16 protein-coding genes are annotated in these 20068 nt (G+C 60.6%); 14 read left to right on the forward strand and 2 right to left on the reverse strand.

Annotation, left to right across the window (positions count from 1 at the left end; genetic code table 11):
- Positions 1–56: 56 nt before the first annotated feature.
- Genes FHX08_RS02885 through murB form a run of 8 tightly spaced genes read left to right on the forward strand, consistent with a single transcriptional unit; the run spans position 57 to position 10157 of the window.
- Positions 57–1517 carry a UDP-N-acetylmuramoyl-L-alanyl-D-glutamate--2,6-diaminopimelate ligase gene (locus FHX08_RS02885; RefSeq protein WP_132653797.1) on the forward strand — a complete coding sequence of 487 codons (1461 nt, stop codon included), beginning with the start codon at positions 57–59 and terminating at the stop codon, positions 1515–1517.
- Positions 1514–2947, forward strand: coding sequence for a UDP-N-acetylmuramoylalanyl-D-glutamyl-2,6-diaminopimelate--D-alanyl-D-alanine ligase (locus FHX08_RS02890; protein WP_132653798.1), 1434 nt, complete (start codon positions 1514–1516; stop codon positions 2945–2947). Before FHX08_RS02885 ends, FHX08_RS02890 begins: the two co-directional genes overlap by 4 nt.
- 19 nt (positions 2948–2966) lie before the next feature.
- Positions 2967–4067 (forward strand): phospho-N-acetylmuramoyl-pentapeptide-transferase, encoded by a 1101-nt coding sequence (gene mraY / locus FHX08_RS02895; protein ID WP_132653799.1) that lies wholly within the window; start codon positions 2967–2969, stop codon positions 4065–4067.
- Between the two features lie 7 nt (positions 4068–4074).
- Positions 4075–5487, forward strand: coding sequence for a UDP-N-acetylmuramoyl-L-alanine--D-glutamate ligase (murD, locus tag FHX08_RS02900; protein ID WP_132653800.1), 1413 nt, complete (start codon positions 4075–4077; stop codon positions 5485–5487).
- Position 5488: 1 nt separating this feature from the next.
- Positions 5489–6643 carry a putative lipid II flippase FtsW gene (gene ftsW / locus FHX08_RS02905; RefSeq protein WP_132653801.1) on the forward strand — a complete coding sequence of 385 codons (1155 nt, stop codon included), beginning with the start codon at positions 5489–5491 and terminating at the stop codon, positions 6641–6643.
- 6 nt (positions 6644–6649) lie between these two features.
- Positions 6650–7774: an undecaprenyldiphospho-muramoylpentapeptide beta-N-acetylglucosaminyltransferase gene (murG, locus tag FHX08_RS02910; protein WP_132653802.1), complete on the forward strand. Its 1125-nt coding sequence runs from the start codon at positions 6650–6652 to the stop codon at positions 7772–7774.
- The gene (murC, locus tag FHX08_RS02915) at positions 7771–9186 is read left to right on the forward strand and encodes a UDP-N-acetylmuramate--L-alanine ligase (protein WP_132653803.1); all 1416 of its coding nucleotides are present in this window, start codon (positions 7771–7773) and stop codon (positions 9184–9186) included. The genes murG and murC overlap by 4 nt, the downstream gene beginning before the upstream one ends.
- Positions 9183–10157, forward strand: a complete 975-nt coding sequence (murB, locus tag FHX08_RS02920; RefSeq protein WP_132653804.1) for a UDP-N-acetylmuramate dehydrogenase — start codon at positions 9183–9185, stop codon at positions 10155–10157. Before murC ends, murB begins: the two co-directional genes overlap by 4 nt.
- Here the strand turns inward: murB and FHX08_RS02925 are convergent.
- Positions 10144–11085 carry an NAD-dependent epimerase/dehydratase family protein gene (locus FHX08_RS02925; RefSeq protein WP_132653805.1) on the reverse strand — a complete coding sequence of 314 codons (942 nt, stop codon included), beginning with the start codon at positions 11083–11085 and terminating at the stop codon, positions 10144–10146. The genes murB and FHX08_RS02925 overlap by 14 nt on opposite strands.
- Before the next feature lie 115 nt (positions 11086–11200).
- Complete coding sequence (locus tag FHX08_RS02930) at positions 11201–12496, reverse strand: MFS transporter (RefSeq protein WP_132653806.1); 1296 nt, start codon at positions 12494–12496, stop codon at positions 11201–11203.
- Between the two features lie 259 nt (positions 12497–12755).
- Here FHX08_RS02930 and aqpZ point away from each other — a divergent pair, with 259 nt between their 5' ends.
- From aqpZ to lpxC, 6 genes are all read left to right on the forward strand, one after another.
- Complete coding sequence (aqpZ, locus tag FHX08_RS02935) at positions 12756–13442, forward strand: aquaporin Z (protein WP_132653807.1); 687 nt, start codon at positions 12756–12758, stop codon at positions 13440–13442.
- A gap of 273 nt (positions 13443–13715) precedes the next feature.
- Entirely contained in the window at positions 13716–14642 is a 927-nt protein-coding gene (locus FHX08_RS02940; RefSeq protein ID WP_184326845.1) for a D-alanine--D-alanine ligase, read from the forward strand.
- Complete coding sequence (locus tag FHX08_RS02945; RefSeq protein WP_132653809.1) at positions 14630–15562, forward strand: cell division protein FtsQ/DivIB; 933 nt, start codon at positions 14630–14632, stop codon at positions 15560–15562. The genes FHX08_RS02940 and FHX08_RS02945 overlap by 13 nt, the downstream gene beginning before the upstream one ends.
- Positions 15559–16890: a cell division protein FtsA gene (ftsA, locus tag FHX08_RS02950; RefSeq protein ID WP_132653810.1), complete on the forward strand. Its 1332-nt coding sequence runs from the start codon at positions 15559–15561 to the stop codon at positions 16888–16890. The genes FHX08_RS02945 and ftsA overlap by 4 nt, the downstream gene beginning before the upstream one ends.
- A gap of 56 nt (positions 16891–16946) precedes the next feature.
- A complete protein-coding gene (ftsZ, locus tag FHX08_RS02955) occupies positions 16947–18659 on the forward strand; it encodes a cell division protein FtsZ (protein ID WP_132653811.1) in 1713 nt (570 codons plus the stop codon).
- Positions 18660–18921: 262 nt separating this feature from the next.
- The gene (gene lpxC / locus FHX08_RS02960; RefSeq protein ID WP_132653812.1) at positions 18922–19878 is read left to right on the forward strand and encodes a UDP-3-O-acyl-N-acetylglucosamine deacetylase; all 957 of its coding nucleotides are present in this window, start codon (positions 18922–18924) and stop codon (positions 19876–19878) included.
- The last annotated feature ends 190 nt before the right edge of the window (positions 19879–20068 follow it).

Genomic DNA, 20068 nt, shown 5'->3' on the forward strand with positions numbered 1-20068 from the left:
CAATATCAGCGTCGATTCGTAAGGGGCGATCGACCTGAACCAGAGAAGTGCATTCGATGAAATTGCGGGACCTCGCCGGAGATACGTTTCCGGAACTCAAAGCTGAACTCGAAGGACTGGCCGGCGCGCTGGAGATAGCAGGATTGTCTTCGGACAGCCGCAAGATCGCGCCCGGCATGGCATTCATCGCGATTGCCGGTTCCAAGGCTGATGGCGCGGGCTTCATTGCCGATGCGGTTGCTAAAGGTGCTGCCGTCGTCATCGCGGCCCACGCAACCGAAACCTCTGTGCCGGTTCTTGTCGTTGCAGAGCCGCGGCGTTTCCTTTCCGTCGCGGCTTCGCGCTTCTATGGCCGTCAACCGGCGACGATGGTCGCGGTGACGGGTACGGCCGGCAAGACGTCGGTTGCCTCCTTCACGCGACAGATCTGGGCGCATGCCGGCCATGCCGCCGCGATGATCGGCACGACCGGCGTCATCTCGCCTACGCGCAACGAATATGGTTCGCTGACGACGCCCGATCCGGTTTCGCTGCACAAGCTGCTGTCGGAACTTGCCGATGAAGGCGTCACGCATGCGTCGATGGAAGCCTCCAGCCACGGGCTCGACCAGTATCGCCTCGATGGCGTGACGCTCGCGGCTGCTGCCTTCACCAATCTCGGCCGCGATCATATGGATTACCACCCGACGGTCGAAGACTATATGGCCGCCAAAATGCACCTCTTCGACCGGGTGCTGCCGAAGGGTTCGCCAGCCGTCATCTTTGCGGATGATCCCTGGTCGGAACAGGCAATCAAGGCTGCGACAGCTGCAGGTCACGATGTGCGCACGGTCGGGCGCAAGGGCACCTATCTCTCGTTGAAGCGGGTCGAGCATTTCCGTCACAAGCAGGTTGCGGAAATCCATGTGGAAGGCGAGATCTTCGAGGTCGATATTCCGCTTGCCGGCGATTTCCAGATCGCCAATGCGCTGGTTGCCGCAGCGCTTGCCATGTCGACGGGCGTTTCGGCAAACCTCGCGATGGCAGCGCTCGAAAAGCTGCAGGGGGCTTCCGGCCGTCTCGAACTCGTCGGCCATACGAAAGATGGCGCGCTCGCCTATGTCGATTATGCCCACAAGCCGGATGCCCTGGAAAACGTGCTAAACTCGGTGCGTCCGTTCACGACGGGCCGGGTCATCGTCGTCTTCGGCTGCGGCGGCGACCGTGATCGCGGCAAGCGGCCGATCATGGGTGAAATTGCCTGCCGGCTCGCCGATGTCGTCATTGTCACAGACGATAATCCGCGCTCGGAGGAGCCGACTGCGATCCGCGCCGAGATCATGGCGGCCGCGAAATGCGCTTCCGAGATCGGCGACCGCGCTCAAGCGATCCGCGAGGCGGTTCTGCAGCTGAAATCCGGCGATACTCTGATCGTTGCCGGCAAGGGACATGAAGAGGGGCAGACGATCGGGAGCGTCACACTGCCGTTTTCCGATCATGCAGAAGTGCGCAAGGCTTTGGAGGAGCGGGTACCGTGAACTGGCTCTGGACCACTGAGGACATGATTGCTGCGATGGCGGGCCGTCCGTTCGGCTCGCTGCCGCAGGGTATCACTGGCATTTCCATCGACAGCCGTTCGATTGCCCCTGGTGAAGCGTTCTTCGCCATCAAAGGCGACCGTGTCGACGGGCATGACTTCGCCTCCATGGCCGTCGCCAACGGTGCGTCTCTGCTGGTCGTCAGCGAGGCCCGCCTGCCGGCCATGGGGCGCCTGACGGTGCCGATGATTGTGGTCGAGGACGTGCTTGCAGCCCTCGGTAAGCTGGGGCAGGCTTCCCGCGATCGTTCGCGCGCTAAAATCATTGCCGTCACCGGTTCGGTCGGCAAGACGACGACAAAGGAGATGCTACGGCATGTGCTGTCGCCCTCGGGCAAGGTGCATGCGTCGGTGGCCTCCTTCAACAATCACTGGGGCGTGCCGCTGACGCTCGCACGCATGCCGATCGATACCTATTTCGGCGTCTTCGAAGTCGGAATGAACCATCCGGATGAGATCCGGCCGCTGGTCAAGATGATCCGTCCGCATGTCGCTGTCATCACAACGATCGCACCCGCCCATCTCGGCAATTTCAAACGTATCGAGGAAATCGCTGCCGCCAAGGCCGAAATTTTCGAAGGGCTGGAGCCCGGTGGCGATGTTGTCCTCAACCGCGACAATGATCAGTTCGCTTTGCTGGAGCAGACCGCCCAGGCGCTCGGCATCACCAGGATCCATTCCTTCGGGCAGCATGCCAAGGCGGAATTCCGTCTTGCGGAATTCAACGGCTCGGACGAAAGCTCGACCCTGTGGATGACGGTTCGGGGCGAGACCAAGGAAGTGCGCATCGGTGCGCCCGGCCGTCACATCGCTGAAAATGCGCTCGCCGCATTGGGCGTCGTGACGATCGTGGGCGCCAGCCTCGACAAGGCCATCGAGGCGCTGGCGACACTGAAGCCGGAAAAGGGCAGGGGCAAGCGCTATACGCTGCCGATCGGCAATGGCAGCTTCACACTGATCGATGAAAGCTACAACGCCAATCCGGCCTCCATGCGCGCGGCAATCGCGCTCTTGGCGACAGCCGAGCCAACCGGCCGGGGGCGCCGCATCGCCGTGCTCGGCGACATGCTGGAAATGGGTGAATTTGCTCCACAGGTTCACGCGGATCTCGCCGGGCCGCTGCTGGCGGCCGGCCTCGAACATGTGTGGCTTGCGGGGCCCGAGATGGTGGCGCTGCAAGAATCGCTTCCCGACAGCGTCGCGGTCGAGCATCGCGAGAAAACAGAAGAATTATTGGAATTCGTATTGAACTCGGTCGCACCTGGCGACGTGTTGATGGTGAAGTCGTCCCTGGGGATCGGTTTCGGCAAGATTGTCGCCGCGCTCCTTGACAAGTACCCCCCAGTTTCAGACACGCAACGCGAACTATGATCGGGTAAAGGGGCCCTGAATGCTGATTTGGCTAGTCGAACTATCGGAATATTTCAAATTTCTGAATTTGTTCAGGTACATTACCTTCCGGGCGGGCGCCGCTCTTTTCACCTCCGCTCTCATTGTTTTCCTTTTTGGGCCGACCATCATCAATTCGCTGCGCATCCGGCAAGGCAAAGGCCAACCGATCCGCGCCGACGGACCGCAGACGCACTTCAAGAAGGCCGGTACGCCGACCATGGGCGGGTTGATGATCCTTGCCGGCATCGTCGGGGCTTCGCTGCTCTGGGCCGATCTTTCCAACGTCTATGTGGTGGCGACGCTGCTCGTGACGCTCGGCTTCGGCGCCATCGGCTTCTATGACGATTATCTCAAGGTCACCAAGCAGAGCCACAAGGGCTTTTCGGGCAAGGCGCGCCTCGGCATCGAGTTCATCATCGCCGGCATCGCCGTCTATTTCATGATGCGGGCAGCACTTGCCTCCGGTCCCGCCGGCTCGACTTTCGGCTCCTCGATCGCTTTTCCCTTCTTCAAGGACTTCCTGATCAATATCGGCATCATGTTCGTCGTCTTCGGCGGTTTCGTCATCGTCGGCGCCGGCAATGCCGTGAACCTGACCGACGGGCTCGACGGGCTTGCCATCGTGCCGGTCATGATTGCGGCTGCCGCATTCGGCATCATCGCCTATCTCGCCGGTAACGTGGTCTTTGCGAATTACCTGCAGATCAATTTCGTGCCCGGTACCGGCGAGCTTGCCGTCGTGCTCGGCGCTGTCATCGGCGCAGGTCTCGGCTTTTTGTGGTTCAATGCGCCACCGGCCGCCATCTTCATGGGCGATACGGGTTCGCTGGCGCTCGGCGGCACGATCGGTACGGTTGCCGTTGCCACCAAGCACGAGATCGTTATGGCGATTATCGGCGGCCTCTTCGTCATGGAGACGCTCTCGGTCATTATTCAGGTCGGCTTCTTCAAGATGACCGGCCGGCGCGTTTTCCTCATGGCGCCGATTCACCACCATTTCGAGAAGAAGGGTTGGACGGAAAGCCAAGTAGTGATCCGTTTCTGGATTATTGCCGTCGGCCTTGCGATGATCGGCCTTTCCACCCTGAAGCTGCGGTGAGGCGATCATGATTCCGGTCACGACGCTTGCAGGAAAAAAAGTCACTCTCTTCGGTCTCGGTGGTTCCGGCCTGGCAACGGCCAAGGCATTGGTCGCCGGTGGCACCGATGTCGTGGCCTGGGACGACAATCCTGACAGCATCGCCAAGGCATCGGCAGAGGGCATCACCACTGCCGATCTGCATGGCATCGACTGGAGCGCTCAGGCGCTCTTCGTGCTTTCGCCCGGTGTGCCGCTCACCCACCCGAAACCCCATTGGACAGTTGATCTTGCGCGCGCTGCCGGCGTCGATATTGTTGGCGACGTCGAACTCTTCGTGCGTGAGCGCCGCGCTCATGCGCCCGATTGCCCCTTCATTGCGATCACCGGCACCAACGGCAAATCGACGACGACCGCGCTGATTGCCCATATCCTGAAATCGAGCGGCCGTGACACGCAGCTCGGCGGCAACATCGGCACGGCCGTGCTGACGCTCGATCCGCCGAAGGCCGAACGTTATTTCGTCGTCGAGTGCTCTTCTTACCAAATCGACCTCGCGCCGACGCTCAATCCGTCCGCCGGTATTCTTCTCAACCTGACGCCGGATCATCTCGATCGCCATGGCACGATGCAGCATTATGCCGACGTGAAAGAGCGGTTGGTGGCCGGCAGCAATATTGCAATCGTCGGCATCGATGACAGCCATTCGGCGCTGATTGCCGACCGCATCGAGCGGGCAGGGGTGAAGGTTATCAGGATCTCCCGCAGAAACGTGTTGGCCGACGGTATCTATGCCGAGGGCACGAAGCTCATCCACGCGGCAAGTGGGGCGATGCTACCCTTTGTCGATCTCGACGGTATCCAGACGCTGCGCGGCAGCCACAATGCGCAGAATGCTGCTGCCGCAGTCGCCGCCTGCCTTGCTGTTGGCGTGTCGGCTGAGGATATTCGCGCAGGTCTTGCATCATTCCCCGGCCTCAAGCATCGCATGCAGCCGGTCGGCCGGCGTGGCAACGTCGTCTTCGTCAATGATTCCAAGGCAACCAATGCGGATGCCGCGGCACCGGCGCTGTCGAGCTATGACCGCATCTACTGGATTGCCGGCGGCTTGCCGAAGGCTGGCGGCATCACGACGCTTGCGCCCTATTTCCCGCGTATTGCCAAGGCCTATCTGATCGGCGAGGCGGCAGCGGAATTTGCTGCGACGCTCGGTGAGGCAGCACCCTACGAAATATCAGGCACGTTGGAACGGGCTGTGGCGCATGCGGCAGCTGATGCCGAAAAGGATGAGACCGGTCCGGTGGCCGTGATGTTATCCCCGGCTTGCGCAAGCTTCGACCAGTACAAGAATTTTGAAGTCAGGGGTGATGCCTTTGTCAGCCATGTGGCTGCCCTTGACGGTGTGACGATGCTGATCAACTCGGCAACAGGAGGCAAATGACATGGTGAGCCGCGCGGAACGTGGAGCCTTGGCCGATTGGTTCTGGACCATCGACCGCTTTTTCCTGGCCTTGTTCCTCTTCCTGATGGGCATCGGCTTCATGCTGTCCTTTGCGGCTTCGCCGGCAGTTGCCGAGCGCATCGGCCTCGAACCCTTCCATTTCGTCAAGCGACACGCCGCTTTCATGATCCCGTCGATCGCGGTCATGCTCGGCCTATCCTTCCTGACGCCGCGCCAGGTGCGACGCACAGCAATCATCCTGCTGATCGTGGCGCTCGCGATGATGCTTCTGGCGCTGTTCTTCGGTGTCGAGGTCAAGGGTTCTCGCCGTTGGGTGACACTAGCCGGCATCTCCATCCAGCCCTCCGAATTCATGAAGCCGGCCTTCGTCGTCGTCTGTGCCTGGCTCTTTTCCGAACATGCCCGTCAGCCGGAAATCCCGGGTAATCTCTTTGCCATCATTCTGTTCGGCATGGTCGCCTCTCTTCTGGTGGCGCAGCCCGACCTTGGCCAGACGATCCTGACGACGGCCGTCTGGGGCGGCATGTTCTTCATGGCCGGCATGCCATGGCTCTGGATCATCGTCCTCGGCGTCGGCGGGGCAGGCGGCCTCGTGACCGCCTATTATGTTTTCCCGCACGTGGCCGGCCGAATAGACAAGTTCCTCACCGGCGAAGGCGACACGTTCCAGATCGATACCGCCCGCGAGGCGATCATCCGCGGCGACTGGTTCGGGCAGGGACCGGGCGAAGGCATCGTCAAGCGCATTATTCCGGACGCCCATACCGACTTCATCTTCTCGGTCGCGGCCGAGGAGTTCGGCATCGTCTTCTGCATCGCACTCGTCGCCATCTTTACGGTGCTGGTTCTGCGCGGCCTGTCGCACGCCTATCGCGAACGCAACGACTTCAATCGCTTTGCCGTCGCCGGCCTCGTGCTGCAGATGGGCATCCAGTCGATCATCAATATCGGTGTCAATCTCGAACTGCTGCCGGCCAAGGGCATGACGCTGCCGCTGATTTCCTATGGTGGTTCGTCGATGGTGGCGATTTGCGTGACGGCTGGCTTCATTCTGGCGCTGACCCGCCATCGCCCGGAAAAGCGTGCGCAGGACCGGAGCCTTTTCCGGGTGCCGCACGGCATGCCGGCGGAGTGAGGAATTATGAGCAAGGGCGTCGTCCTTCTTGCCGCCGGGGGAACCGGCGGCCACGTCTTTCCGGCGGAGGCGCTGGCCTTCAAGCTGAGGGAGCGTGGTTATTCCGTGCATCTCGTGACCGACAGCCGTGCGGAACGTTATGCCGGCAAATTTCCTGCCGATGAAATCCATGTCGTACCGTCGGCGACGATCGGTTCCAAGAACCCAGTCGCTGTCGCCCGCTCGCTCTGGAAGCTCTGGTCGGGTATGCGCGTCGCAAAGCGGCTGATCCAACGCCTGAAGCCGGTTATCGTCGTCGGTTTCGGCGGTTATCCGACCGTGCCGCCGCTGTTGGCCGCCACGCGCCTTGGAGTTCCCTCCATGCTGCACGAGCAGAATGCCGTGATGGGCCGTGCCAACAAGGCGCTCGCATCACGCGTCAGGGCTATTGCAGGCGGCTTCCTGCCGGAAAGCGGCGGGCCATTTTCGAACAAGACGGTTGCGACCGGTAATCCGGTGCGTCCGGCGATCCTTGCCGCAGCCGAGCAGCCTTACGTGCCCTCGCGTCCGGGCGAGGATTTCAATCTCGTGGTCTTCGGCGGCAGCCAGGGCGCACAATATTTTTCCAAGGCGATGCCGACGGCAATCAGCCTGCTAGACGATGCGCTGCGTGCACGGCTGCGGGTGACCCAGCAGGTTCGCGCCGAGGATATGGCGATGGTGCGCGACTGCGTGGTGCAGTTGCAGATGGGCGCGGATATCGCACCGTTTTTCAACGACATGGCGGAGCGCCTTGCCAAGGCACATCTGGTGATCTGCCGCTCCGGCGCCTCGACGGTTTCGGAAATCTCGGTCATCGGCCGTCCGGCCGTGCTGGTGCCTTATCCGCATGCGCTCGACCATGATCAGGCGGCCAATGCGGCCGCGCTTGCGGCAACCGGCGGCGCCAAGGTAATCGCGCAGTCGGAGCTGTCGCCCGAGCGCATCGCCTCTATCCTGACGCATGTAATGAACGATCCGCAAAAGCTCGCCGAGATGGCGGCTGCGGCCAAGCTTGCGGGAAAACCTGACGCAGCGAACTTGCTTGCCGACATGGTTGAGGCTATTGCCGCCGGCAAGACAGTTGCAGAATTCAAGGGGGCACGCGCATGAAGCTGCCGAAGGCGATCGGTCTCGTCCATTTCATCGGCATTGGCGGTATCGGTATGAGCGGTATCGCGGAGGTGCTGCACAATCTCGGCCACAGGGTGCAGGGATCGGATCAATCCGACAGCGCCAATGTCCAGCGCCTGCGTGACAAGGGCATCGAGGTCTTCGTCGGCCACAAGGCGGAAAACCTCGGCGATGCCGAAGTCGTCGTGGTCTCGACGGCGATCAAGAAGAGCAATCCGGAGCTCATTGCCGCGCGCGAAAAACTTCTGCCTGTGGTGCGCCGCGCCGAAATGCTGGCCGAATTAATGCGCTTCCGTAATGCGATTGCCATCGGCGGCACGCACGGCAAGACGACGACGACCTCGCTCGTCGCCACACTACTCGAAGCCGGCGGGCTCGATCCGACCGTTATCAACGGCGGCATCATCAATGCCTATGGCACGAATGCGCGCATGGGCGAGGGCGAGTGGATGGTGGTCGAGGCGGATGAATCCGACGGCACCTTCCTGAAGCTGCCGGCCGACGTGGCCGTCGTGACCAATATCGATCCCGAACATCTCGACCATTACGGCAATTTCGATGCCGTTCGCGCCGCCTTCCGGCAGTTCGTCGAAAACGTGCCTTTCTATGGCTTCGGCGTCATGTGCCTCGATCATCCCGAGGTGCAGGCGCTCGTCAGCCGCATCGAGGATCGCAAGGTCATCACATACGGCGAGAATCCGCAGGCCGACGTGCGCTTCATGAATGTGCGCATCGAAGGTACGCGATCGATCTTTGATGTGGAGATTCGCCGTCGCCGCACGGGCGAAGTCATCCGGCTCGACAATCTCGTCATGCCGATGCCCGGCCGCCACAATATCTCGAACGCCACTGCGGCCGTTGCCGTCGCCAACCGGCTCGGCATTTCCAAGGAAGATATCGCCAAGGGGCTTGCCTCCTTCGGCGGCGTGAAGCGTCGCTTCACGCTGACAGGCGAATGGAACGGCGTCCAGATTTTCGACGATTACGGTCATCACCCGGTTGAGATCAAGGCGGTGCTGCGCGCCGCCCGCGAGGCCTGCAAGGGCCGGATCATCGCCGTGCACCAGCCGCACCGTTATACGCGCCTGTCGAGCCTCTTCGAGGAATTCGCGGCCTGCTTCAACGATGCAGACAGCATTTTCATCGCCCCGGTCTATGCCGCCGGCGAGGATGCAATTGAGGGGGCCGACTCAGAATCGCTGGTTTCCCGGATTAAATCGGGTGGCCATCGTGACGCCCGCTTCCTTCCTTCGGCGGAAGCTCTACCGCAGATGGTAGCAGAGATTGCAAAACCCGGGGACTTTGTGGTTCTTCTGGGTGCTGGTAGCATTACATATTGGGCAGCGGCGCTGCCGAAGCAGTTGGAAGACCTTTCAGGAAAATCCGCATGAAACAGGTTAATGGGGAAAAGCTTCTTGCCTCTCTCGGAGATGGCGTAAAGGACATTCGCGGCCGACTGACGCCGGATGCCCCCATGGATCGAGTCACCTGGTTCCGCGCCGGCGGCCTTGCCGAACTGATGTTTCAGCCGCATGACGAGGAAGATCTCGTCGCTTTCCTTAAGATATTGCCGGACGAAGTGCCGCTGACGGTGGTCGGCGTCGGCTCGAATATCCTGGTGCGTGATGGCGGTATCCCCGGTGTCGTGCTGCGCCTATCGGCCAAGGGCTTCGGTTCTGTCGAGCTTACCGGCGAAAACCGCATTCTCGCCGGCGCCATCTGCCCGGACAAGCATGTGGCGGCGATGGCGATGGATAACGGCATCGGCGGTTTCGCCTTCTATTACGGCATTCCCGGCGGCATCGGCGGTGCTGCCCGCATGAATGCCGGCGCCAATGGCTCCGAGACCAAGGACCGCGTTGTCGAGGTGAGGGCGATCGACCGCAAGGGCAACAAACATGTGCTGTCGAATGCCCAGATGGGCTATACCTATCGCCACTCCGATGCCGCTGACGATCTGATCTTCACCTCGGTGCTGTTCGAGGGTTATTCTGATGACCGGGCCAAGATCCGCGCCGAGATGGATGCTGTGCGCAATCACCGCGAGACGGTACAGCCGATTCGCGAAAAGACTGGCGGTTCGACCTTCAAGAATCCGGAGGGGCATTCGGCCTGGAAGCTGATCGATGAAGCGGGCTGCCGTGGTCTCGTTATCGGCGGCGCGCAGATGTCGGCGCTTCACTGCAACTTCATGATCAATATGGGGCAGGCGACGGGCTACGATCTCGAATATCTGGGCGAGGAAGTGCGCCGCAAGGTATTCGAGATGGCCGGCATTAAGCTCGAGTGGGAAATCAAGCGTCTCGGCCTCTTCATGCCAGACCGTGAGGTCCATCCTTTCCAGGGCGTCACTTCAGAATAGGCGTTACTGCAAGCCTCAGGCCTTCGCGCGGCGTGATGGCGGGCGACCAGCCGAGCACGTCGCGGGCGTGGGAAATGTCGACCTGCAGCGAGCCGCAAAGGCGGTCGAATAGGTCCTGCTTGCCGGCGATGGCAAGTGCTCCTCGCAGGATCGAGACGGGGAAGGGGTAGAGGGCAGGCTTGATGCCAAGACCATCGGCGATAGCGCGGATCAGGTCGGGCGTGGAAAGGTCCTCGGCATCCCCTGCCAAAAAAACTTCGCCGGCTGCGGCTGGGTGCCGCATGCAGAGAGCGATCAAATCCACCAGGTTGGCAAGAGCCACCAGGGTTCGGCGGTTCCTCACAGAGCCGAGCGGCAGCGGAAGCCGCTTGAGCACGAGGTTCACTAGTCTTGCGAAATTGCCCGGCGCATTAGGCCCATAGACCAATGGCGGGCGGATGATCACAAGCTCCATTCTTGTCCTTCCGGCAACGGCCTTGAGCGCAATCTCGCTTTCATGTTTTGAAATCGCATAGGGTTCCGTTGGGGCGGGTGGATCATCGTGCCGGAAGGGGCGAATGCTCTGCATACCGTTGACGCCGATCGAACTGATGAAGACCAGTCGCTTGACACCGGCTTTTGCAGCCTGTTCCGCCAGGTTCAGTGCCGATGCGGTATTCTCGCTTCGAAACACGGCAAGAGGATCGGCGGAATCGTCCTTCAGGACATGCGCGCGAGCGGCGAGATGCACGACGACGTCGACGGATTTTAACGCTTCGGACCAATCGGTTTCCGGCGTGATTGCCACGGGAAGATGCACGATACCTTCAGGAAAAATCCTATCGTTTGAGCGGGTTACTGTCGTCAGCGTAACATCGCCGTCGTCGCGCAATTTTTCTACAAGGGCGTTACCTATAAAGCCGGACGCTCCCGTAATCAGGCAGTGCATGTTACATTCCCCGTTCAATCGGCCAGGTAGTCTGGCTAGCCGGAAGTGTCGATCGCATCAATAAAAAAAGCCGCGACGGGTTGCGTCGCGGCTTTCTTATCCAGCTGGCAAAGTCTCAGACTTCTTCGTGACCCGACAGCAGGATACAGATCAGCGAGATCGCAGCGGAGGCGGCGAGGTAGTAGCCGACAAAGTCGAGGCTGTAGTTGGTCGCAAGCCAGGTGGCGATATAGGGCGCAAGCGATGCTCCGAAGATGCCGCCGAGGTTGAAGGTCATCGAGGCGCCGGTGTAGCGCACCATGGTCGGGAAGGGGGCCGCAAGTGCAGCGCCGATCGGACCGTAGGTGAAACCCATCAGTGCAAGGCCGATGATGGAGCACAGGACAGCGCCCGTGAGGCCTGCAGTCAGCAGGCTTGCATAGAAGAAGCCGAAGATAGCGATGGCGATCGTCGTCAGGATCAGGATCAGGCGACGCGAATAGCGGTCCGACAGCCAGCCGGAAAGCGGGATCGTCAGGCCGAAGAAGACGACGCCGACGAGCTGGATGATCAGGAACTGCTCACGCGTAAAGCCGAGTTTCGTGGTGCCCCAGGACAGCGTGAAGACTGTCATCAGGTAGAAGAGTACGAAGGTGGCGACCGCGATGAAGGTGCCGAGGATGAGGCTGCGCAGGTGGCCGCGGAAGACGGTCGCGACCGGGACGGCGACGCGCTCGTGCTTTTCGACAGCTTTCTGGAATTCCGGCGTTTCGGCGATCTTCAGCCGGACATACAGGCCGACGGCGACCAGCGCTAGGCTGGCAATGAAGGGAATGCGCCAACCATAGGCGAGGAAATCCTCGTTGCTCATGGTTTCCGCCAGGATCAGAAAGAAGCCGGAGGAGAGGATGAAACCGATGGGCGCACCGAGTTGCGGGAACATGGCATACCAGCTGCGCTTGCCGGGAGGAGCATTTTCGGTTGCGAGCAGCACGGCGCCGCCCCATTCGCCGCCGAGGCCGAGACCCTGGCCGAAGCGGCACAGCGCAAGCAGCAGCGGAGCGGCGATGCCGATCGCGTCATAGCCGGGCAGGATGCCGATCACGACGGTCGAGAGGCCCATCGTCATCAGCGCCGCCACCAGCGTCGCCTTGCGGCCGATCTTGTCGCCGAAATGGCCGAAGACCACGGCGCCGAAGGGGCGGGCGAAGAAGGCGATCGAGAAGGTAACCAGCGACTGGAGGAGGGCTGAGGTCGGATCACTCGATGGGAAGAAGAGGTGCGGGAAAACAATGACGGCTGCCGTCGCGTAGACGTAGAAGTCGAAGAATTCGATGGTGGTGCCGATGAGGCTGGCGATCAGGACGCGTGCGGGAGAATTGACTTGCGTGCTGCTCGAAGGGCTCGGCGATACGGAGATCGCTTCTGTCATGTTCATTCCAATCAGTATTTTTATCGATTTCCTTGGGAGGCTGCCGCTCTTAACGTAATTTTAAGGCTGAGAAAATGCCCGCCACGCAAGAATATGGCGCAAACGAGATTATCCGCCGGTGTGGCGGCTGTCTTGATGCGGGTATCCGTCTCTCAGGCTTGTCGTGGGGCCGGCGGCGAACTTGACGGGAATCAAATTGTATTTGATCTCTAAAGAACTCTCTGGTTGAGAGAGTGGAGGGACACATATGCAAATACCTATGCAAAAAAGTCTTGCTGCCGAGCTTTTCGGCACGTTCTGGCTGGTTTTCGGCGGATGCGGCAGTGCTGTGTTCGCGGCCGCTTATCCTGAACTCGGCATCGGTTTTGTCGGCGTGGCGCTGGCGTTTGGTTTGACGGTCCTCACCATGGCATATGCCGTGGGCGGTATTTCAGGCGGTCATTTCAATCCGGCCGTCTCTCTCGGCCTCGTTGTTGCGGGACGTTTTCCCGCTGCACGCCTCATTCCCTATATTATTGTGCAGGTGATCGGTGCGATCGTCGCCGCAGCGGCACTCTATTTCATCGCCAGCGGCAAGGCGGGTTTCGAACTCGGCGGGTTTGCCGCCAACGGATATGGCGAACATTCTCCGGGCGGTTATTCACTGCTTTCGGCGCTGCTGATCGAAGTTCTGCTGACCATGTTCTTTCTGATCATCATCCTGGGATCGACCGGCAGCAGGGTGCCCGCCGGCTTTGCGCCGCTTGCGATCGGCCTTGGGTTGACACTGATTCACCTCGTCGCGATTCCCGTGACGAACACTTCGGTCAATCCGGCGCGTTCGACCGGGCAGGCGCTTTTCGTCGGCGGTTGGGCCCTGCAGCAACTCTGGCTGTTCTGGATCGCGCCGCTTGTGGGCGGGGCGATCGGCGGCCTCGTCTGGAAATTCTTCGGTGATAAGGACTGACTGCAAGACATTGTGGCATGTCATTGAACCCGCGTGGTTTTTCCACGCGGGTTTTTCGTTTTCCATGGTGCTTGCGTCCTGTTCGTTGCGATATTCCTGCAGCCGCAAGGGCAGAAAATGAAGCAAGCGGCAAGGCAGAGTTAACGAAAGTAAACGGTTCGTTAACCATAATGATGTTCTAATGCACCCAGATCAGACAAAGGCCGCAACCTGCGGAGACAGCTCCGCGCAAGCCTCGGTTCTGCAGAGTGAAAGTTATTTTTGGGGGTGTTGATGAGTCGTGAGCACGTTGCTGTCCTGATGGGCGGGTTTTCCTCGGAAAGGCCTGTCAGCCTTTCCTCGGGAAAGGCGTGCGCCGATACGCTCGAGGCTGAAGGTTTCAAGGTGACGCGTATCGATGTCGAGCGCGACGTTTCCGAAAAGCTCTCGGCCGTGAAGCCGGATGTTGTCTTCAATGCACTGCATGGGCCTTTTGGCGAAGATGGCACCATCCAGGGCATCCTCGAATATCTGCAGATCCCCTATACGCATTCGGGCGTGCTTGCCTCTGCGCTCGCCATGGACAAGAGCAGGGCGAAGCGCGTCGCCGCTGCCGCCGGCGTTCCGGTTGCCGAATCGCAGGTTCTGAACCGCTTCTCTTTTCCATCGGAACATCCGATGAAGGTGCCCTACGTGGTCAAGCCCGTGCGCGAAGGCTCCAGCTTCGGTGTTGTCATCGTTGGTGAGGATCAGACCCATCCGCCGCAGGTCATCAGTTCTGCCGAGTGGCGCTATGGCGAGGAGGTCATCGTTGAGCGCTATATCCATGGTCGTGAACTGACTTGCGGCGTCATGGGCGATCAACCCATGGATGTCATCGAGGTGGTGCCGCAGGGACACAATTTCTATGATTACGACTCCAAGTATGCGGCCGGTGGATCAAAACATGTCTTGCCGGCTAAAATTTCACCGAAAATTTACCAAAAAATACAAACATTGGCGTTAAGGGCGCATCAAGCAATTGGTTGCCGTGGCGTCAGTCGCTCCGACTTTCGTTATGACGATCGTTTCTCCGAAGATGGCGAGCTTATCTGGCTGGAGGTCAATACCCAGCCAGGCATGACGCCGACCTCCCTTGTGCCCGAAATGGCCGGCCATGCCGGGTATTCCTTTGGTGCATTTCTCCGGTGGATGGTGGAGGACGCTTCTTGTTTGCGTTGACGGTCAAAAGGATAGGGCGCCCCAGCCGTTATGCCGAGCTTCCTGCTTCGGAAGCCGACGAACGCCGCGTTCTGCCGCGTCCGTTGCGCCGTGTCGTCCGCTTCCTCGTCAGTCTCGGTACGGGCCGTATCCATATCCCGGCCCATACGGGCACGGTTTCGGCGTTCGGCTTCCTGGCTGCGACCGGGCTTTATGGCATGTCGCTGGGCGGACACACGGAAGCTGTCGCCCAAGCAACGACTAGTGCGGTCGGTTTTGCTATCGAGGACGTGAAGGTTTCCGGCAACAACCAGACCTCCGAAATCGAAATCCTGCAGCTTCTCGGTCTCGATGGTGCGACGTCGCTCGTCTCCCTCGATGTCGATGCCGCACGCCAGAAGATTGCGCGCCTTCCCTGGGTCGAGAACGTCGAAGTCCGCAAGGTCTATCCGAAAACGATCGAGGTGAAGCTCTCGGAACGTGCCGCCTATGCGATCTGGCAGCACGGCCAGGAGCTTTCGCTCATCGAGAAGAACGGCAGCGTGATCGCGCCGCTTCGCGACAACAAGTATTCGACTCTGCCGCTCGTCGTCGGTCGTGATGCCGAAACGGCTGCGGCCTCGCTTCAGGACGTCTTCGCCAAGTGGCCCGACATCAAGGCGCGCGTGAAGGCTTATGTCTGGGTTTCCAGCCGTCGCTGGGATCTGCACATGGATAACGGCGTTGTGGTCAAGCTGCCGGAAGACGATGTCGACCAGGCACTCGCAACGCTTTCGAAATTCAATAAAGAACAACAGCTTCTGGAGCGCGATATCGCTGCAGTCGATCTCAGGCTGCCGGATCGCACGACGATCCAGCTGACCCCGGAGGCGGCAGCTCGCCGGCAGGCGGTGGTCGCGACGCGCACCAAGGAATTGAAGAAGGCGGGGCAGAATATATGAGCTTGTTCGGTTCATCCCATTTCGGATTGCCGCGCCTGAAGCCGCTTTCGTCGAAGCGGTCGCATATCGTTTCGGTGCTCGACATCGGCTCGACCAAGGTCGTCTGCATGATCGGCCGGCTGACGCCGCGCGAGGAAAGCCAGATTCTGCCTGGCCGCACGCACAATATCGAGATCATCGGCATCGGCCATCAGCGTTCGCGTGGTATCAAGACCGGTGTCATTGCCGATCTCGACGCGCTCGAAAGCGTCATCCGTCTCGCCGTCGATGCGGCCGAGCGCATGGCAGGCCTTACCGTCGAAAGCCTGATCGTCAACCTGACGGCAGGCCGCCTCGGCAGCGACATTTACACGGCGACCATCGATCTTGGTGGCCAGGAAGTCGAGCTGAATGACCTGAAGAAGGTGCTGTCGGCAGCCTGCCAGCAGTCTCTGCGCCAGGACCGTGCTGTCCTGCATTCGCTGGCGACCGGGTTCTCGCTCGACGGCGAGCGCGGCATCCGCGATCCGCTGGCCATGTATGGCGATACGCTCGGTGTCGACATGCATGTGGTGACGGCGGAACGCTCGGCGCTCAAAAATCTCGAGCTCAGCGTCAACAGGGCGCATCTTTCGGTGGAAGGAATCGTTGCGACACCTTATGCATCGGGTCTTGCCGCACTCGTCGACGATGAAGTCGAACTTGGCTGTGCGGCCATCGACATGGGCGGCGGCACGACGACGATTTCGGTCTTTGCCGAAGGCAAGCTTGTCCATACCGATGCTGTCGGCCTCGGCGGTCATCACGTGACGACCGACCTCGCACGCGGCCTTTCCACACGGATCGAGGATGCTGAACGTTTGAAGGTGGTCCACGCTTCGGCGCTGACCAACTCTTCCGACGAGCGCGAACTGATCTCCATTCCGCCGATCGGCGAGGATGACCGCGATCAGCCGACGCAAGTGCCGCGGGCTCTGGTCTCGCGCATCGTTTCGGCGCGTATCGAGGAAACGATGGAATTGATTCGCGACCGCATCCAGCGTTCGGGCTTCAGCCCGATCGTCGGCAAGCGTGTCGTTCTGACGGGCGGCGCAAGCCAGCTCACCGGCCTTGCCGAAGTGGCGCGGCGCATTCTTGCCCGCAACGTCCGCATCGGCCGTCCGATGGGTGTCTCGGGTCTGCCGACGGCTGCCAAGGGACCGGCCTTTTCGACGGCCGTGGGTTTGATGATCTATCCGCAGGTCGCGGACATGGAAACACATGCGTCACAGAGCAGCCTGCTCATGTCGCTTGGGGGTAATAACAGCCGCATCGCCCGCATGGGCCAGTGGCTGAAGGAAAGCTTTTGAAATTGAGTGAATTGGCCGGCGTGGCGATGCGGCCATAAAGAGAAGGAACAGGTACCATGACTATCAAGCTGCAGAAGCCTGACATCACCGAATTGAAGCCGCGCATCACCGTATTCGGCGTCGGCGGCGGCGGCGGCAATGCCGTCAATAACATGATTTCGGCCGGCCTCCAGGGCGTCGACTTCGTCGTTGCCAACACGGATGCCCAGGCATTGACGATGACGAAGGCAGAACGGGTCATCCAGCTCGGAGCCAACGTCACCGAGGGGCTCGGCGCCGGTTCGCAGCCGGAAGTCGGCCGTGCGGCTGCCGAAGAGTGCATCGACGAGATCATCGATCACCTGAACGGCACGCATATGTGCTTCGTCACCGCCGGCATGGGCGGCGGCACCGGCACTGGTGCTGCTCCCGTCGTCGCACAGGCCGCCCGCAACAAGGGCATCCTGACGGTCGGCGTCGTCACCAAGCCGTTCCACTTCGAAGGCGGACGCCGCATGCGTCTGGCTGAATCCGGCATTCAGGAACTGCAGAAGTCTGTCGATACGCTCATCGTCATTCCGAACCAGAACCTCTTCCGTATCGCCAACGACAAGACGACCTTCGCCGACGCCTTCGCCATGGCCGACCAAGTTCTCTACTCGGGCGTTGCCTGCATCACCGACCTGATGGTGAAGGAAGGTCTCATCAACCTCGACTTCGCCGACGTCCGCTCGGTCATGCGCGAAATGGGCCGTGCGATGATGGGCACCGGCGAAGCTTCCGGTTCGGGCCGCGCCATGCAGGCAGCCGAAGCGGCGATCGCCAACCCGCTGCTCGACGAAACCTCGATGAAGGGTGCACAGGGCTTGCTGATCTCCATCACCGGCGGTCGCGACCTGACACTTTTTGAAGTCGACGAAGCTGCGACCCGCATCCGCGAAGAAGTCGATCCGGATGCCAACATCATCCTCGGCGCAACCTTCGACGAATCGCTCGAAGGCATCATCCGCGTCTCGGTCGTCGCCACCGGCATCGACCGTGCCATGGGTGAGGGCACCGACCGTGTATTCCAGCCCGCAGCAAAGCCGGCGATCCGTCCCTCCGCGGCCGTTGCTCCGGCACCGGCCGCAGTTCAGCCTGCTCCGGTAATGCAGGCACCGAAGGCCGATCACATCGCGCAGACCATCCGTCAGGCTGAAGTCGAGATGGAACGTGAACTGGAAATCCAGACCCTGCGTGCTGCTGCTCCCGCCCCACAGCAGCCGGTGATGCAGGAAACCTTCCGCCCGCAGAGCAAGATTTTCGCTCCTGCGCCGGAAGCAACCCCGGTCATCCGCCCGGCTCCAGTCCAGCAGCAGGCTCCCGTCATGCACCAGCCGGCTCCGCAGCCGGTCATGCAGCAACCGGTCCGTCATGAGCCCGTCATCCGTCAGGCTCCTGAGCAGGTCCGTATGCCGAAGGTCGAGGATTTTCCGCCGGTCGTGCAGGCTGAGATCGACCATCGCACGCAGCCTGCTGCGGCACATGTGCAGGAAGAGCGCGGCCCGATGGGGCTTTTGAAGCGAATCACCAATTCGCTCGGCCGTCGCGAAGAGGAAGTCGCTCCGGAAATGACGTCTGCCCCGGCCGCGGCCTCGCAGCAGCGCCGTCCGCTGTCGCCGGAAGCAAGTCTCTATGCACCGCGCCGCGGCAACCTCGATGACCAGGGCCGTACCGTCCCGCAGGCCCGCATGATGCAGGAAGACGATCAGCTGGAAATCCCGGCCTTCTTGCGCCGTCAGTCGAACTGAGAAGGTGGCTTCTCCACAGAAAACGCCCGGGACCGAAATCCCGGGCGTTTGCATTTCTATATGCTTGAATTCTAAATGCTTTTGTCCTTGCGGATTTCGTAACAAACCGAAACGAACAGTGATTTGGATTGCAGCGCCGGTCCACGTAAGTATGAAGCAAGCGAACTGCCCTATGAGTCCGCTTCGGGCGGCTTGGGCAGTGCAGAAGATGAGACCCGGCCGCTTGGCAGCAACGGGTACGGTAGAATAAAGGCAGAATTTTATGGGACTTGGCTTGCTGGGCTTTCAAACGACGGTATCACGTCCGGTGACACTTTCGGGCATCGGCGTGCATTCGGGTGCCGACGTTTCGATCACCTTCAATCCGGCCGAAGCCGGCACGGGCGTTATTTTCCAGCGTGTCCATGAAAACGGTGACATTACCGAGCTGAAAGCCGTTTCCTCGCAGGTCGGCAACACCGATCTCTGCACCGTTCTCGGCTTCTCGCCGGCACATTCCGTCGCGACGATCGAACATGTGATGGCAGCAGTTTATGCTCTCGGCCTCGACAATGTCGTGATCGAAGTCAACGGCGCCGAAATGCCGATCATGGATGGCAGCTCGGTTCCCTTCGTCGAAGCCATCGAGCAGGTCGGCCTCGTTTCCCTCGGCGTCAAGCGCCGCTACATCCGCATCACCAAGCCGGTTCGTATCGAGCATGGCGGCTCCTGGAGCGAGTTCCGCCCTTATGACGGCACGCGCTTCGAAGTCGAGATCGATTTCGAATGCCCGCTGATCGGCCGCCAGAAGTGGGAAGGCAATCTCACGGCCGCCGTTTTCAAGACCGAGCTGTCGCGTGCGCGTACCTTCGGTTTCATGCGCGATGTCGAGCGTCTCTGGGCTTCTGGCCATGCCCTCGGCTCATCGCTGGAAAATTCCGTCGTCATCTCCGACGACAACACCGTCATCAATGTCGAAGGCCTGCGCTACGCTAAGGACGAGTTCGTCCGTCACAAGACGCTCGATGCCGTCGGCGATCTGGCGCTTGCCGGCGCACAGTTCATCGGCTGCTACCGTTCCTATCGCGGCGGTCATAAGATGAACGCCAACGCCCTCAAGGCGCTGCTCAGCGACCCGACCGCCTATGAAGTGGTCGAGACGTCGACGCCGCGCCAGCGCGTTACAGTTCGTGAATTCATTGCAGTCAACGCTCCGGAATTCGCCCCCTGGTCGGCATGACCTCCAGTATACCAATTAAGGCCAGGGCCGCCTCCCAACGGGGGCGGTTTTTTTATGGGAAGGGGCGGATGGCACGCCGATAGATGTGTTGCGGCATATATTTAGCCACAGCAGGTTAGAATGGCGTTGAAAAGCCCGACATTCTCGGCCGTGCTGCCACAAAAATGCGTTAATGCATGATCATTGCGTT

It is taken from the genome of Rhizobium sp. BK529, assembly GCF_014194105.1.
Classification (GTDB): domain Bacteria; phylum Pseudomonadota; class Alphaproteobacteria; order Rhizobiales; family Rhizobiaceae; genus Rhizobium.